This window comes from Pelagerythrobacter aerophilus, assembly GCF_003581645.1.
Classification (GTDB): Bacteria; Pseudomonadota; Alphaproteobacteria; order Sphingomonadales; family Sphingomonadaceae; genus Pelagerythrobacter; species Pelagerythrobacter aerophilus.
Window position 1 is genome coordinate 37,502 of the sequence record NZ_QXFK01000019.1, and the last position, 12,103, is coordinate 49,604.

A 12,103-nucleotide genomic window follows, 5' to 3' on the forward strand; every position below is an offset into this window, starting at 1 on the left:
CCACACGATGTACGACCGCCGCTTCTTTCAGACCAAGCTGGGACAGGCAGCCCTCGCCAGCGTCACCGCGATGGCCCTGTTCGTGGCGCTGAGCGGCCAGATGCAGGCGACCCCGGCCATGGCCGCGACGATCGGCTGCCAACAGGTCGAACTGGCGTGACCAAGCCGACCGATCTCGATCCCTTTGGGCCGGAGCGCGAGTCCCCCCAGTCCCGCGGCGCCGGACAGCGCGCCGATCGCGCTTCGGCCCATAGCCGCCTGTCGCGTCTCGACGAGGAAGTCGAGCGCTTGCGTACCAGCCCGACCCCGACGCAGGGAAGGCCGACGCAGGGCCGGTCACACGCACGTGCAGGCGGCGGCTGGTCGAGCGAGTTCAATTTCAACGGAGTGCCCCTGATGGGAATTTTCAGCCGTACCCGCGATATCATCGCCGCAAACTTCAACGACATGCTCGACAAGGCCGACGACCCGGCCAAGATGATCCGCATGATCATCCTCGAGATGGAGGAGACGCTGGTCGAGGTCCGCGCGAGCGCCGCGCGCACCATCGCCGACCAGAAGGAGATGCATCGCCATACGGTCAAGCTCGACCGGCTCCAGGCGGACTGGGGCGAGAAGGCCCAGCTCGCGCTCAGCAAGGATCGCGAGGATCTCGCCCGCGCCGCGCTGGTCGAGAAGAAGAAGGCCGCCGACATGGGCGAGCAGCTCAAGCAGGAAATCGCGGTGCTCGACGACGCGCTGCGCGCCTACGAGCAGGACATCGCCAAGCTGCAGCAGCGCCTACGCGAGGCCCGCAGCCGCCAGACCGCGATCGCCGCGCGCCTCGAAAGCGCCGAAAACCGGGTCAAGCTGCGCACGCTGATGAGCACCGAGCGGACCGACGAGGCGCTGGCGCGCTTCGACCAGCTCGAACGCCGCGTCGATTACGCCGAAGGGCGCGCCGACGCGCTCTCGCTGTCCGACGGCAGCGGTCAGCTCTCGCTCGCCGACGAAATCGCCTCGCTCGAGGACTCGGACCGGGTCGACGAGGAACTGGAAGAGATGAAGCGCGCGCTCGGCAAGGGCGACGCCGCAAACAAGGGGGACTGATCCATGGAAGGAGTACTGGCAATCGTCGCGATCTTCATCGCGCTCCCGTGGATCATTTTCCACTACGTCACGAAGTGGAAGACCTCCGCCACGATCACCACCGACGACGAGGCCCTCCTCGAGGAGCTCTACAGCCTCGCCAAGCGGCTCGACGAGCGGATGGACACGGTCGAGCGGCTGGTGGCTTCCGACAACCCGGACTTCAAGCCGGCCCGGCTGATGCACGACCGCGAAATCGACAACGAAAAGCTGCGCGAGCTCGACCGTATGCTCGCCGAGAAGAAGGGAGCCCACCAGTGAACAGCCCGCGCACCACGCTTTACCGCGACAAGCAGAACGCCAAGCTGATGGGCGTCTGCGCCGGGATCGCCGACTATACCGGGGTCAACGCGCTCTGGGTCCGGCTCGGGTTCATCGGCCTGACCTTCGTGGCTGGCGGCGGTACCATACCGTTCTACTTCATCGCCGGCCTGCTGCTGAACAAGAAGCCGCCGCACCTCTACGTCGACCGGGAGGAGCAGCAGTACTGGCAGCGCGTGCGGCAGAGCCCGAAGCGCACGGCGCGCGAGATCCGCGCCCGGATGCGCGACATCGACCGGCGCCTGGCCGAAGTCGAAACCTACTACGTCTCGTCCAACCCGCGCCTGACCGCCGAAATCGAGCGGCTGCGCTGAGACCATACGCAAGGAAGGGGAAGTCTGAATGGACCTTGGAATTCTCGTACCGCTGGCACCCTTCCTGATGGTGCTCGGCATCGTCTGGATCGTGAAGCACAGCAAGCTGGAGGAGAAGCGCCTCGCCGCGACCGCCAGCCAGACCGCCGAACAGGCCGCGCAATACTCCAGCCGCGTTGCCGAGCTCGAACAGCGGGTCCAGGTGCTCGAGCGCATTGTCACCGACCGCGGCTACGACATCGCCACCCAGATCGAAGCCCTGCGCGACAAGCGCGAGGTCGAGGAACGCGACACCGGTGTGCCGCTTCGCATGCCGAACCGGGAGAACGCATGATGCAAGTGCAGGGCATCGAACTTCTCCCCTATCTGCCCTGGATCATCGCCGGCGCAACCGCCGTCGGTCTGGCGGGCGTGTTCGGGTGGATCCACACCACCCGGTTGCGGATCAAGCACGGCTATCCGCTGGAAGGCATGTGGGGCCAGTCGCTCAAGCCGAGCACCGATGCCCAGGCCGCCGAGCGGATCAGGCTTCTGACGCAGGAGAACGCCGAGCTGCGCGCCGAGGTCGGATCGATGAAGGACCGGCTCGCCAATGTGGAGCGGATCGTCACCGACAGCGGCTATCAGCTCACGCATGAGATCGACCGTCTGCGCGAAGGCAAGGAGAAGGTGCAGTGAACATTGCTGAAGCCATCGCCTTCTGCGCGCTCGTCATCGGCCTGATCTCGGGCGCCGGCATCTGGCTCGATGCCTACAAGCGGCGCCTGACGAACCGTGAGCGCGAGCTCGAATTGCAGGCCCGCGCAGCCGAAGCGCGGAGCCGGACGGGCGACGCGGACGTGACCAAGCTGGAAAGCCGCCTGCGCGTCCTCGAACGGATCGCCACGGATCGCGGCCAGGATCTGGCCATGCAGATCGAGGGTCTGCGCCACGATATCGACAGCCGGGAGAAGGTGTGATGAATTTCTGGACCGCTCTGGTCGTAATCGCCGCCATCTGGGGCTTCGTGCAGGTCATGGCGGCGCGGCAGGCACGCCGCAGACACCGGCACGCGGAACGAGGGAACGATCTCGCCGCACCGCAGCCCGATCCCGGCACCCAGCGCGAGCTGGAGGAGCTGCGCGAGCGCGTGAAGGTACTGGAACAGATCACCGTCGACGGGCGCGAGGCCAAGGCGATCGCCGACGAAATCGAGCGGCTGCGCGACAGGTAGGCCCGGCCCCACAAGGAATCGCAAGGGAAGGAGCAATGCATATGAGCGACCAGATCATCATCGCCGCCGCAGCGCTCGTCGCCATCGGCATCATCGCGCTCGCCGCCTTGCGCGGCTGGCAGGGCTGGTTGACTCTCAAGGAGCGCGAACTCGACCGCGTCGGCGCGCGGCCCCTGCGCGAGATCGAAGGCGGCGCGCAAATGGGGGGCGCACGGATCGAGATTGCCGATCTCAAGGAACGCATCCGCAGGCTCGAGGCGATCGCCAGCGGAGTGGACCTGTAGGCCTTCGTCACAGCGAAAGCCGGGATGGCACGCCCTTTTCCACGGAGAAAACGGGAGGCCGCTCCCCTCCCCCGACAACGCTCCGCTGCCAGGGCTTTCGTTTTCGCCCTCGCCCCCCTAACTGCCCCATCATGCGAACGCTCGACGATATCCGCGAAGAATACGAGTTTCTCGAAGGCGACGAACGCTATCGCCTGCTGATCGAGCTCGGCCGCGAGCTCGAGCCGATGCCGGAGGCGCTCAAGACCGACGCCACGTTGGTGCGCGGCTGCTCCGCCGCGGTCTGGGTCTATCCGACCGAGCGGAACGGCGAACTACACTTCCTCGCCGACAGCAATGCCGCGATCACCAAGGGGATCGTCGCGCTGGTGATCGCCGCGGTGCAGGACAAGCCGGCCGCCGAAGTCGCCGCGATGGACGTGACGGCGGCGCTCGCGCCGTTCGACCTCAAGAACCAGCTCAGCTCGAACCGTACGCAGGGCGTGCCCAACATGATCGCGCTGGTGAAGGATCACGCCGCGCGGATCGCCCAGAGCGGGCCGACGAGCTGACATGCGCCGCCTCTTCCTCATCGGAGGCATCGTATCGGTGGGGCTCGGGGCGGTCGGTGCGTTCCTGCCAATCATGCCGACGGTGCCGTTCCTGCTGCTGGCGGTTTACTGCTTCGCGCGCAGCAACCCGGAGTGGGAGCAGCGCATTCTCGACCATCCGCACTGGGGCCCGCAAGTGCGCGACTGGCGCGAACGCCGCGCGATCTCCCGCCGGGCCAAGACGATGGCGATCGGCGCGATGACCATCGGCGCGGTGTTCACCTGGTACACGCTCGGCCACCCGTGGTACTGGATCTCGATTGCGATCCTCGTTGTCGCCGGAAGCTGGATCGCGACCCGCAACGAATAAACCGGCGAGGCGCGGCGAGAGGGATTAAACCGAGCCTGCCATCCGTTGTCCGATCGGAACCTGTTCTGCTGATCGGAGACGATGATCTTGCCTTACCTTCGCGCCTGCCTGCTGCCTTTACCTCTGCTCGTCCTCGCCGCGCCGCTTGCCGCACAGCAGCGTGAGGAGGTCAAACCCGAGGCCACCACCGAGGGTGACGACACCGCGGTAGAATTCTTCACCGGTGCGGAATTTCAAGAGATCGAGCTGAACGACGGGCGCAAGGTCGAGAAGTTCTCGATTCCCGTTGCGGCGCAAGTGATCGCGGGGCGCGTGCGCGTGACCGCGCAGGTCCCCTACATGCGCGTGAAGGCGCCGGGAGACGTGGTGGTGCCGAGCGGTCCGCTCGGCCTTCCCATCCTCGTCGACCCGGCCGGGCCGCCCGAAGTCAGCACGCGCGAGGGGATCGGCGATGTACGGGTCGATGCGGCCTACCAACTTCCGATCCAGGGGGTGAACGCCTCACTGAGCGGCGGGGTGAAGCTTCCGACCGCCTCGACCGACAAGGGCCTCGGCACCGGCAAGACCGATTACCGCGTCGGCGCCGATCTCTCCAAGACGGTCGGAGCGGTGACGCCATTCGCAGGGGTGAGCTACACCAAAGTCGGCGATCCGGCCGAATACGATCTGGAGGATACGCTGGCCGGCCATGCCGGCGCCGCCGTGCGCCTCGGCAGGTCGGCCTCGGCCCATCTGGGCTAAAGCTACGAGGAGAACGCGAGCGGCCTGGTGGACGATCAGCAGCGGGTCTTCGGCGGGGTCAACACCGCGCTGGGCAGCGGGTTGTCGCTCGGCGTATACGGTTCCGCGGGCGTGAACGGCCCGGCGGATGTCGGCGCGGGGGTCAGCCTCGGCGTGCGGCTGGACTGAGTTTCAGCGCCCGGCGCTGTCGCGCAGCGTCGCCAGCCCAGCCTCGCGCTGGCGTTTCAGTTCGGTCTTCAGTCGGGCCGGATCGCGGGCGAAGACGAAACCGAAACTCACCCCGCCCTCCTTGCCAACGGTCGCGTGGTGGAGCTTGTGCGCCTGGACCAGCCGCCGGGCGTAGCCGCGCTTGGGCACCCATTTGAAGTAGCGCTGGTGGACCAGTCCGTCGTGCACCAGCGTGTAGATCACGCCGTAGACGAGCACGCCGAGCCCGATCCAGGTGCCCGGCCACCACGCGCCCTCGCCCATGACCAGCGGGCTGCCGAGCGCGAACATCGCGATGCTCAGCCCCGCGCCGACCAAGGCGAAGCGGTCGTTCTTCTCAAGCATCCGGTCGTGCGGTTCGTGATGGTCGCGGTGCCAGGCCCAGCCGAACCCGTGCATGACGTACTTGTGGCTCGCCCAGGCAACCCCCTCCATCGCAACGACGGTGGCGAGAACGATCAGGGCGGGCACAATCACGCTCATGACGAGCGCGACTATACGCTAGTCGTCCTTGGGAAAGAAGAAGCGCGAGATGTCCTCGCCGATGCGCGCCGGGCGCAGGGTCTCGGCGTCGATGCAGCACCAGCTCGATTTCACTTCGGCCAGCACGTCCTCCCCGCGCTGGATCACGGTGGAGTAGAACGCCCGCGCGCCCTTGATGCTCTCGAGCACGGTGCGCGCGATCACGTCGTCCTCCAGGAAGGCGGGTTTGCGGTAGGTGATCTCGTGCTTGAGCGCGACCCAGGCCTTGCTCGCCACCTCATCCGACGGGGCGAGCTTGCGCCAGTGCGCGAGCACCGCGTCCTGCACCCAGCCAAGATAGCGCGCGTTGTTCACGTGCCCCATGAAATCGATATCGGCGGGCTGGACCTTGATCGGAAATGCGAATGACCTTGCTGACATACGTGTAAGCTATCAGATTTCCGTTGCAATTGCATTGCAAATCTCGGGACGTCGTCGCGCCGATCCTTGAGCGCGGCCAAGTTTTCCCATCTTGTCGGGCGCACGCGGCAGGCATAGCCCGAGAGGCATGCCCAACGCCCCCCGCACGCTCTACGAAAAGATCTGGGACGCGCACGTCGTCGAGACCCGCGACGACGGCACCAGCCTGATCTTCATTGACCGCCACCTAGTCCACGAAGTCACCAGCCCGCAGGCCTTCGACGCGCTGCGCGCCAGCGGCCGCACCGTCCGCCGCCCCGATCTCACGCTCGCCGTGCCGGACCACAACCTGCCGACGACCCCGCGGCGCGATGCGGCCGGCAACGCGATCCCGATCGCCGATCCGCAGAGCGCCGCGCAGCTCGCCGCGCTCGAGCGCAACGCGCCCGATTTCGGCATCCGCTACATTAGCGCGACCGCGCCCGAGCAGGGCATCGTCCACGTCGTCGGGCCCGAGCAGGGCTTCTCCCTCCCCGGCGCAACGATCGTCTGCGGCGACAGCCACACCGCGGCGCACGGCGGGATCGGCGCGCTCGCCTTCGGCATCGGCACCAGCGAGGTCGAGCACGTCCTCGCCACCCAGACCCTGCTGCTCACGCGCTCGAAGACGATGGAAGTCCGCGTCGAGGGCGATCTCGGCCCCGGGATCACGCCCAAGGACCTGATCCTCCACGTGATCGGCGTGATCGGCACCGCCGGCGGCACCGGCCACGTGATCGAATACCGCGGCCGCGTGTTCGAGCAGATGAGCATCGAAGGTCGCCTCACCGTCTGCAACATGAGCATCGAAGGCGGCGCCCGCGCCGGCCTGATCGCGCCGGACGATGTCACATTCGAATACCTGAAAGGCCGCCCCTATGCCCCCAAGGGCGAGGAATGGGACCGGGCGGTCGCCTGGTGGCGCACGCTGCGGACCGACGAGGGCGCCGTGTTCGACAAGTCGGTGACGATCGACGCCGCCGCCGTCCAGCCGACCGTGACCTGGGGCACCAGCCCGGAGGACGTGGCCCCGATCGGCGGGACCATCCCCGCCCCCGAAAGCTTCGCCGATCCCTCCAAGCAGGAAGCCGCGCGCAAGAGCCTCGCCTACATGGGCCTCGAGCCCGGCCAGCGCCTCGCCGACGTGGCGATCGAGAACGTCTTCATCGGAAGCTGCACCAATAGCCGGATCGAGGACTTGCGCGCCGCCGCTCAGGTCCTGCGCGGCCGGCACAAGGCCGCCGGCGTCCGGTGGGCGATCGTCGTCCCCGGATCGGGGCTGGTGAAGCATCAGGCGGAGGCCGAAGGGCTGGACAAGGTCTTCACCGACGCCGGCTTCGAATGGCGCGAGCCGGGCTGCTCGGCCTGCCTAGCGATGAACCCCGACAAGGTGCCGGCGGGCGAACGCTGCGCCTCCACCAGCAATCGGAACTTCGTCGGCCGCCAGGGCCCCGGCGCCCGCACCCATCTGATGAGCCCCGCCATGGCCGCCGCCGCCGCAGTGACCGGCCGCCTGACGGACGTGCGCGAGCTGGCCCGCTGAGATACCAAGGACTCGTCATCCCAGCTTTCGCTGGGATGACGCGAAGGTGTGATATAGGGCTGGCGGTGGGCCAACGGCGTGCGGGAGGAGCAGGGCAATGAAGGGAAGCTGCGTCTGCGGGGGCGTCACGCTGGCACTGCCGCGCAGGCCCGACTACATCAACATCTGCAACTGCCGCCTGTGCCGCTCGACCGGCGGCGCCTACGGCTACTTCGCGCCCGAGGAACTGACGGTCACCGGCGAGACGAAGGGCTTCGAGCGCGACGACCTACCCGATGTCTGGCTCACCACGCACTTCTGCCCGCGCTGCGGCAGCGCCACGCACTGGACGCCGACGGGCAACACCGAACTCGGGCGCATCGGCGTCAACATGCGGCTCTTCGCGCAGGACGAGCTCGAGGGGATCGAGGTCCGCTACCAGGACGGGCGCGGCGTGATCGACGAGACGGACGATTTCATCACCACCGCCACCGGACAGATCGGCGACGGCAAGGCCTTCTGACGCTTGACCCAGGCGCCCTGCACGGCACAACCGGAGGCAGGGAGAAACAAGCCGATGAAACACATTCTGGCCGTCGCACTCGCCTGCACCTCGATCGCGGCAACTGCTGCGGAACCCGCGCCCGACGTGAGCCTGACCCGGCTCGATTGCGGGCGCGCCACCGAGCCCTGGCCGCTCGACTCGTTCGACGACACCGGCGGCGCGGACGGCATGAAGAAGGCCATCGTCGGATCGTGTTACCTCATCCGGCACGGCGAGCGACTGATGATCTGGGACACGGGCATCGACCCGGCCACCAGCGGAGATCCCGACGGAGGCTTCTTTCTCGATCGCACCTTGGTCGACCAACTGGCGCAGCTCGGCATCGCCCCCGCCGACATCGAGTTCGTCGGCGTGAGCCATTACCACTACGACCACACCGGCCAGGCGAAGGATTTCCCGCAGGCGACCCTGCTGATCGGCAAGGAGGACTGGCAGGCAATCACGCACGATCCGCCGCTCGGCAACGCCAACCCTGCGCACTTTCCCGCCTGGGTGTCGGGCCAGGCGAAAGTCGAGGCATTTTCCGGCGACAAGGATGTCTTCGGCGACCGCAGCGTGCGCATCCTCGCCACGCCGGGTCATACGCCCGGGCACCATTCGCTGCTCGTGCGTCTGCCGGAGACCGGACCGGTGCTGCTCACCGGCGACGTCGCGCATTTCACCGCCAACTACGAGCGTGAAGGGGTGCCCACCTACAACACCAACCGGGCCGACACCCTCGCCTCGTTCGACCGGGTAAAGAAGATGGCGAAGAACCTCGGCGTGAAAGTGATCATCCAGCACGAACCGGCGGACGTCGCCAAGCTGCCCGCGTTTCCGGAGGCCGCCCGCTGACCGCGCGCAAGTCCGCCTTCGCGGCGGTCGCCGCGCCCGATGCGCGGGTGCTGATCCTCGGCAGCCTGCCGGGCGAAGCCTCGCTCGCCGCCCGGCGGTACTACGCGCATCCGCAGAACCGGTTCTGGCACCTGGTCGGCGGGGCGATCGGGGTGGACCTCGCTGCGCTCGACTACGACGATCGGCTCGAAGCCCTCAAGGCGCACCGGATCGCACTGTGGGACACGGTCGCCTCGGCGCACCGGATCGGCAGCGGCGACGCCGCGATCCGCGAGGCGGAGCACGCGCCGCTCGCCGAGCTCCTCGCCACCCTGCCCGACTTGCGCGCCGTCGCCTTCAACGGCCGCAAGAGCGCCGCGATCGGCCGGCCGCAGCTTGCCGGCAGCGATCTGGCGCTGATCGACCTGCCCTCCTCCTCGCCCGCCTACGCCGCCATGCCGCTGGCCGAGAAAGAGCGCCTTTGGGCGCGCCTAGCCGATTTCCTCGCCTGACCCCTTGCCAAGAATCCATGCGCCTCGCATGAAAGCCCGATGACCAAGAAGCTCCCCACATCGCTCGGCGGAAAGGCGGCGCTCGCAGGCGCGGCCATAGGATCCGCAGCCGTCGCGGCCGCCCTGCTCTACGCCTCCAAGCGCAAGCCGAAGAACGAGCCGACCCAGCCCGGCCCGATTCCCTCGGGCGAGAAGCCCGAGACCGATTGATGGAGCCGGTCTCGACTATCGAGGGGCGGGCGATCCCGTTCGGCGCCAAGAACGTCGACACCGACGTGATCATCCCGGCCCACTGGCTCAAGACGGTAACCCGCGAAGGCCTGGGGCGCGGCGCGTTCGAGACGGTGCGGGCCCAGCCCGGCAATGTGTTCGACGATCCCGAGTTCGCCGGCGCGCCGGTCCTGATCGCGGGCGACAACTTCGGCTGCGGGTCGAGCCGCGAGCATGCCGCATGGGCGATCCTCGACCTCGGCATCCGCGCGGTGATCGCGCCCAGTTTCTCCGACATCTTCGGCGGCAACGCGTTCAAGAACGGTATCCTGACCGTGGCGCTGCCGCAGGATCAGGTCGACCGCCTGCTCGAAGTGGCGCGCGAACACCCGATCACGATCGATCTCGAGAACCAGACCGTCACCACGCCCTTCCAGGATCGCTTCACGTTCGAGATCGATCCGTTCCGCAAGCACTGCCTGCTGGAAGGGCTCGACGAAGTCGGCCTTACGCTGACTCGCGACGCGGCAATCGCGGATTACGAGAAGCACCAGGCGCAGGAATTGCCCTGGCTGGCAAAACCTATGGAGAGAGCTGCATGAAAGCCCTGCGCACCCACGCCGTCGGCGGAGCCGACACCCTCACGCTCGATGAAGTGGAGGTGCCGCAGCTGGCCAAGGGGCAGGTGCTGGTCGACGTGAAGGCCTGCGCGATCAATTTCCCCGACACGCTGATGATCCGCGACCTCTATCAGTTCAAGCCGGAGCGCCCCTATGCACCGGGCGGCGAGATCGCTGGCGTGATCGAGGCGATCGGCGAAGGCGTCGAAGGGTGGGAGGTCGGCGACCGCGTACTCGCCGGGATCGGCAACGGCGGGCTGGCGGAGAAGGTCTGCGTGCCCGCCGGGCGCATGTTCGCCGTGCCGGAAGGGGTGCCGTTCGAAAAGGCCGCCTCTCTGATGATGACCTATGGCACGACGATCCACGGTCTCAAGGATCGCGGCCACATCAAGGAAGGCGACGTGCTGCTGGTGCTCGGCGCGGCGGGCGGCGTCGGCCTCTCCGCAGTCGAGCTCGGCAAGGCCTACGGCGCGCGCGTGGTCGCCGCCGTCTCCAGCGAGGAGAAGGGCGAAGTCGCCCGCAAGGCCGGGGCGGACGAAGTGGTCATCTATCCCAAGGGCGAAATGGACAAGGCGGCCAGCAAGGAACTGGCCAACGCATTCAAGGCCGCTTGCGGGCCGGAAGGCGCGAACATCGTCTACGATGTCGTCGGCGGGCAGTATTCGGAACCGGCCCTGCGCGCGATCGCGTGGGAGGGGCGCTTCCTGGTGGTCGGCTTCCCCGCGGGTATCGCGAAGATGCCGCTCAACCTCACCCTGCTGAAATCGTGCGACATCTGCGGCGTGTTCTGGGGCGCCTTCACCGCGCGCGAGCCCGAGCGGTTCCGCGCCCAGGTGGACGAGCTGTTCGACCTGCTGAAAGCTGGCCGGATCGACCCGCTGATCTCCGAGACGTTCCCGCTCGAACGCGGCGGCGAGGCGATCGCCAAGCTGGAGAACCGGCAGGCGGTCGGCAAGCTCGTCGTGACGATGGGTAGCGGGTCCGTTTGAACATCCTCTCCCCTCCCGCTTGCGGGAGGGGCAGCAAGACTTGGGTGAGCGCAGCGAACCTAGTCGCAGCGGGGCGGGCTGTTGCGACGCCGCTGCTCACCCCCCGACCTCTCCCGCAGGCGGGAGGGGGGAAAGACCGCGCTCGCATATGCGGGCAATGGAGTGACTTGCCCGAGCGCGGGCAGGTGACTATCTCCACCTCCTATCCCAACTCCGAGAGGACTGCATGACCGACTTCAAGGATCGCGAGCGCGCGGAAGAAGCCAAGTTCGCGATGGATGAGGAGACCGCGTTCCGCATTGCGGCGCGGCGCAATCGCCTGCTGGGCGAATGGGCCGCCGGCCTGATGGGCCTCACCGCCGAGGAAGCCGATGCCTACAAGAAGGCGGTCGTCCAGGCCGATTTCGAGGAAGCTGGCGACGAGGACGTGGTCCGCAAGCTGCTCGGCGACCTCACCGCCGCCGAATGCGACGTCAACGAAGCCGACATTCGTGCCAAGCTCGACGAGAAGACCGTCGAGGCCAAGCGCCAGTTGATGAGCGAAAGCTGATCGGCGCGTCGAGGAACCTGCCATGCCGATGAGCGCCGCCGAAATCGAAGGGATGATCAAGTCCGCCCTGCCCGATGCCGAAGTCGAGATCCGCGATCTCGCCGGCGACGGGGATCACTACGCGGCGCACGTCGTCTCCCCCGCTTTCGCCGGAAAGAGCCGGGTGCAGCAGCACAAGATGGTCTACGAGGCGCTCGGCGGAAAGATGGGCGGCGTGCTCCATGCCTTGCAACTGACCACCCAAGCGCCCACCTGACTCTCACGACTTGAATTACCTGAGCGGAAGTTTTTCC

24 protein-coding genes are annotated in these 12,103 nt (G+C 67.3%); 22 read left to right on the plus strand and 2 right to left on the minus strand.

Going from position 1 to position 12,103, the window contains the following annotated elements:
- The first annotated feature begins 7 nt into the window (after window positions 1-7).
- The 13 genes from D2V04_RS17980 (at window position 8) to D2V04_RS17985 (ending at window position 5,069) form a co-directional block, all read left to right on the plus strand.
- Window positions 8-160: a hypothetical protein gene (locus D2V04_RS17980; RefSeq protein WP_182849761.1), complete on the plus strand. Its 153-nt coding sequence runs from the start codon at window positions 8-10 to the stop codon at window positions 158-160.
- Window positions 157-1,089, plus strand: coding sequence for a phage shock protein PspA (pspA, locus tag D2V04_RS13985; protein WP_407672110.1), 933 nt, complete (start codon window positions 157-159; stop codon window positions 1,087-1,089). Before D2V04_RS17980 ends, pspA begins: the two co-directional genes overlap by 4 nt.
- A 3-nt stretch (window positions 1,090-1,092) precedes the next feature.
- Entirely contained in the window at window positions 1,093-1,389 is a 297-nt protein-coding gene (gene pspB, locus D2V04_RS13990; protein WP_119514346.1) for an envelope stress response membrane protein PspB, read from the plus strand.
- Entirely contained in the window at window positions 1,386-1,763 is a 378-nt protein-coding gene (gene pspC / locus D2V04_RS13995; RefSeq protein WP_119514347.1) for an envelope stress response membrane protein PspC, read from the plus strand. The genes pspB and pspC overlap by 4 nt, the downstream gene beginning before the upstream one ends.
- Window positions 1,764-1,791: 28 nt before the next feature.
- Window positions 1,792-2,097, plus strand: coding sequence for a hypothetical protein (locus D2V04_RS14000; protein ID WP_119514348.1), 306 nt, complete (start codon window positions 1,792-1,794; stop codon window positions 2,095-2,097).
- Window positions 2,094-2,441, plus strand: a complete 348-nt coding sequence (locus D2V04_RS14005; RefSeq protein WP_119514349.1) for a hypothetical protein — start codon at window positions 2,094-2,096, stop codon at window positions 2,439-2,441. The genes D2V04_RS14000 and D2V04_RS14005 overlap by 4 nt, the downstream gene beginning before the upstream one ends.
- Window positions 2,438-2,722 (plus strand): hypothetical protein, encoded by a 285-nt coding sequence (locus D2V04_RS14010; protein WP_119514350.1) that lies wholly within the window; start codon window positions 2,438-2,440, stop codon window positions 2,720-2,722. The genes D2V04_RS14005 and D2V04_RS14010 overlap by 4 nt, the downstream gene beginning before the upstream one ends.
- Window positions 2,722-2,976, plus strand: a complete 255-nt coding sequence (locus tag D2V04_RS14015; RefSeq protein ID WP_119514351.1) for a hypothetical protein — start codon at window positions 2,722-2,724, stop codon at window positions 2,974-2,976. The genes D2V04_RS14010 and D2V04_RS14015 overlap by 1 nt, the downstream gene beginning before the upstream one ends.
- Before the next feature lie 41 nt (window positions 2,977-3,017).
- Window positions 3,018-3,260 carry a hypothetical protein gene (locus D2V04_RS14020; protein ID WP_182849762.1) on the plus strand — a complete coding sequence of 81 codons (243 nt, stop codon included), beginning with the start codon at window positions 3,018-3,020 and terminating at the stop codon, window positions 3,258-3,260.
- Window positions 3,261-3,391: 131 nt separating this feature from the next.
- A complete protein-coding gene (locus tag D2V04_RS14025; protein WP_119514353.1) occupies window positions 3,392-3,811 on the plus strand; it encodes a SufE family protein in 420 nt (139 codons plus the stop codon).
- Between the two features lies 1 nt (window position 3,812).
- Window positions 3,813-4,160, plus strand: coding sequence for a YbaN family protein (locus D2V04_RS14030; RefSeq protein ID WP_119514354.1), 348 nt, complete (start codon window positions 3,813-3,815; stop codon window positions 4,158-4,160).
- An 81-nt stretch (window positions 4,161-4,241) separates the two neighbouring features.
- Window positions 4,242-4,901: a hypothetical protein gene (locus tag D2V04_RS14035; RefSeq protein ID WP_119514355.1), complete on the plus strand. Its 660-nt coding sequence runs from the start codon at window positions 4,242-4,244 to the stop codon at window positions 4,899-4,901.
- 27 nt (window positions 4,902-4,928) lie between these two features.
- A complete protein-coding gene (locus D2V04_RS17985; protein WP_182849763.1) occupies window positions 4,929-5,069 on the plus strand; it encodes a hypothetical protein in 141 nt (46 codons plus the stop codon).
- Window positions 5,070-5,072: 3 nt separating this feature from the next.
- Here the strand turns inward: D2V04_RS17985 and D2V04_RS14040 are convergent, their stop codons facing one another.
- On the minus strand, window positions 5,073-5,591 hold the full coding sequence (locus tag D2V04_RS14040; protein ID WP_119514356.1) for a sterol desaturase family protein: 519 nt from the start codon (window positions 5,589-5,591) through the stop codon (window positions 5,073-5,075).
- A gap of 18 nt (window positions 5,592-5,609) precedes the next feature.
- Window positions 5,610-6,011: an acyl-CoA thioesterase gene (locus D2V04_RS14045; protein WP_119514357.1), complete on the minus strand. Its 402-nt coding sequence runs from the start codon at window positions 6,009-6,011 to the stop codon at window positions 5,610-5,612.
- A 127-nt stretch (window positions 6,012-6,138) separates the two neighbouring features.
- Here D2V04_RS14045 and leuC point away from each other — a divergent pair, with 127 nt between their 5' ends.
- From leuC to D2V04_RS14090, 9 genes are all read left to right on the plus strand, one after another.
- Window positions 6,139-7,572: a 3-isopropylmalate dehydratase large subunit gene (leuC, locus tag D2V04_RS14050; protein WP_119514358.1), complete on the plus strand. Its 1,434-nt coding sequence runs from the start codon at window positions 6,139-6,141 to the stop codon at window positions 7,570-7,572.
- Between the two features lie 97 nt (window positions 7,573-7,669).
- Window positions 7,670-8,074, plus strand: a complete 405-nt coding sequence (locus D2V04_RS14055) for a GFA family protein (protein ID WP_119514359.1) — start codon at window positions 7,670-7,672, stop codon at window positions 8,072-8,074.
- Window positions 8,075-8,128: 54 nt separating this feature from the next.
- The gene (locus tag D2V04_RS14060; protein WP_119514360.1) at window positions 8,129-8,950 is read left to right on the plus strand and encodes an N-acyl homoserine lactonase family protein; all 822 of its coding nucleotides are present in this window, start codon (window positions 8,129-8,131) and stop codon (window positions 8,948-8,950) included.
- Window positions 8,947-9,441: a DNA-deoxyinosine glycosylase gene (locus D2V04_RS14065; RefSeq protein ID WP_119514361.1), complete on the plus strand. Its 495-nt coding sequence runs from the start codon at window positions 8,947-8,949 to the stop codon at window positions 9,439-9,441. Before D2V04_RS14060 ends, D2V04_RS14065 begins: the two co-directional genes overlap by 4 nt.
- A gap of 39 nt (window positions 9,442-9,480) precedes the next feature.
- The gene (locus tag D2V04_RS14070) at window positions 9,481-9,651 is read left to right on the plus strand and encodes an isopropylmalate isomerase (protein WP_119514362.1); all 171 of its coding nucleotides are present in this window, start codon (window positions 9,481-9,483) and stop codon (window positions 9,649-9,651) included.
- Window positions 9,651-10,253: a 3-isopropylmalate dehydratase small subunit gene (leuD, locus tag D2V04_RS14075; RefSeq protein ID WP_119514363.1), complete on the plus strand. Its 603-nt coding sequence runs from the start codon at window positions 9,651-9,653 to the stop codon at window positions 10,251-10,253. The genes D2V04_RS14070 and leuD overlap by 1 nt, the downstream gene beginning before the upstream one ends.
- Window positions 10,250-11,260 (plus strand): NADPH:quinone oxidoreductase family protein, encoded by a 1,011-nt coding sequence (locus D2V04_RS14080; protein ID WP_119514364.1) that lies wholly within the window; start codon window positions 10,250-10,252, stop codon window positions 11,258-11,260. The genes leuD and D2V04_RS14080 overlap by 4 nt, the downstream gene beginning before the upstream one ends.
- A 226-nt stretch (window positions 11,261-11,486) precedes the next feature.
- Complete coding sequence (locus D2V04_RS14085; protein WP_119514365.1) at window positions 11,487-11,810, plus strand: DUF1476 domain-containing protein; 324 nt, start codon at window positions 11,487-11,489, stop codon at window positions 11,808-11,810.
- A 22-nt stretch (window positions 11,811-11,832) separates the two neighbouring features.
- On the plus strand, window positions 11,833-12,066 hold the full coding sequence (locus D2V04_RS14090; protein WP_119514366.1) for a BolA family protein: 234 nt from the start codon (window positions 11,833-11,835) through the stop codon (window positions 12,064-12,066).
- Window positions 12,067-12,103 lie beyond the last annotated feature (37 nt).

Coding starts and splice junctions, on each gene's coding strand:
- D2V04_RS17980 (WP_182849761.1), top strand. CDS start 8: ATGTACGACCGCCGCTTCTTTCAGACCAAGCTGGGACAGGCAGCCCTC.
- D2V04_RS14005 (WP_119514349.1), top strand. CDS start 2,094: ATGATGCAAGTGCAGGGCATCGAACTTCTCCCCTATCTGCCCTGGATC.
- D2V04_RS14045 (WP_119514357.1), bottom strand. CDS start 6,011: ATGTCAGCAAGGTCATTCGCATTTCCGATCAAGGTCCAGCCCGCCGAT.
- D2V04_RS14090 (WP_119514366.1), top strand. CDS start 11,833: ATGCCGATGAGCGCCGCCGAAATCGAAGGGATGATCAAGTCCGCCCTG.
- D2V04_RS14040 (WP_119514356.1), bottom strand. CDS start 5,591: ATGAGCGTGATTGTGCCCGCCCTGATCGTTCTCGCCACCGTCGTTGCG.
- D2V04_RS14085 (WP_119514365.1), top strand. CDS start 11,487: ATGACCGACTTCAAGGATCGCGAGCGCGCGGAAGAAGCCAAGTTCGCG.
- D2V04_RS14060 (WP_119514360.1), top strand. CDS start 8,129: ATGAAACACATTCTGGCCGTCGCACTCGCCTGCACCTCGATCGCGGCA.
- D2V04_RS14070 (WP_119514362.1), top strand. CDS start 9,481: ATGACCAAGAAGCTCCCCACATCGCTCGGCGGAAAGGCGGCGCTCGCA.
- D2V04_RS14025 (WP_119514353.1), top strand. CDS start 3,392: ATGCGAACGCTCGACGATATCCGCGAAGAATACGAGTTTCTCGAAGGC.
- D2V04_RS14080 (WP_119514364.1), top strand. CDS start 10,250: ATGAAAGCCCTGCGCACCCACGCCGTCGGCGGAGCCGACACCCTCACG.
- D2V04_RS14000 (WP_119514348.1), top strand. CDS start 1,792: ATGGACCTTGGAATTCTCGTACCGCTGGCACCCTTCCTGATGGTGCTC.
- D2V04_RS14055 (WP_119514359.1), top strand. CDS start 7,670: ATGAAGGGAAGCTGCGTCTGCGGGGGCGTCACGCTGGCACTGCCGCGC.
- D2V04_RS14035 (WP_119514355.1), top strand. CDS start 4,242: ATGATCTTGCCTTACCTTCGCGCCTGCCTGCTGCCTTTACCTCTGCTC.
- leuD (WP_119514363.1), top strand. CDS start 9,651: ATGGAGCCGGTCTCGACTATCGAGGGGCGGGCGATCCCGTTCGGCGCC.
- D2V04_RS14015 (WP_119514351.1), top strand. CDS start 2,722: ATGAATTTCTGGACCGCTCTGGTCGTAATCGCCGCCATCTGGGGCTTC.
- pspB (WP_119514346.1), top strand. CDS start 1,093: ATGGAAGGAGTACTGGCAATCGTCGCGATCTTCATCGCGCTCCCGTGG.
- D2V04_RS14020 (WP_182849762.1), top strand. CDS start 3,018: ATGAGCGACCAGATCATCATCGCCGCCGCAGCGCTCGTCGCCATCGGC.
- leuC (WP_119514358.1), top strand. CDS start 6,139: ATGCCCAACGCCCCCCGCACGCTCTACGAAAAGATCTGGGACGCGCAC.
- D2V04_RS14030 (WP_119514354.1), top strand. CDS start 3,813: ATGCGCCGCCTCTTCCTCATCGGAGGCATCGTATCGGTGGGGCTCGGG.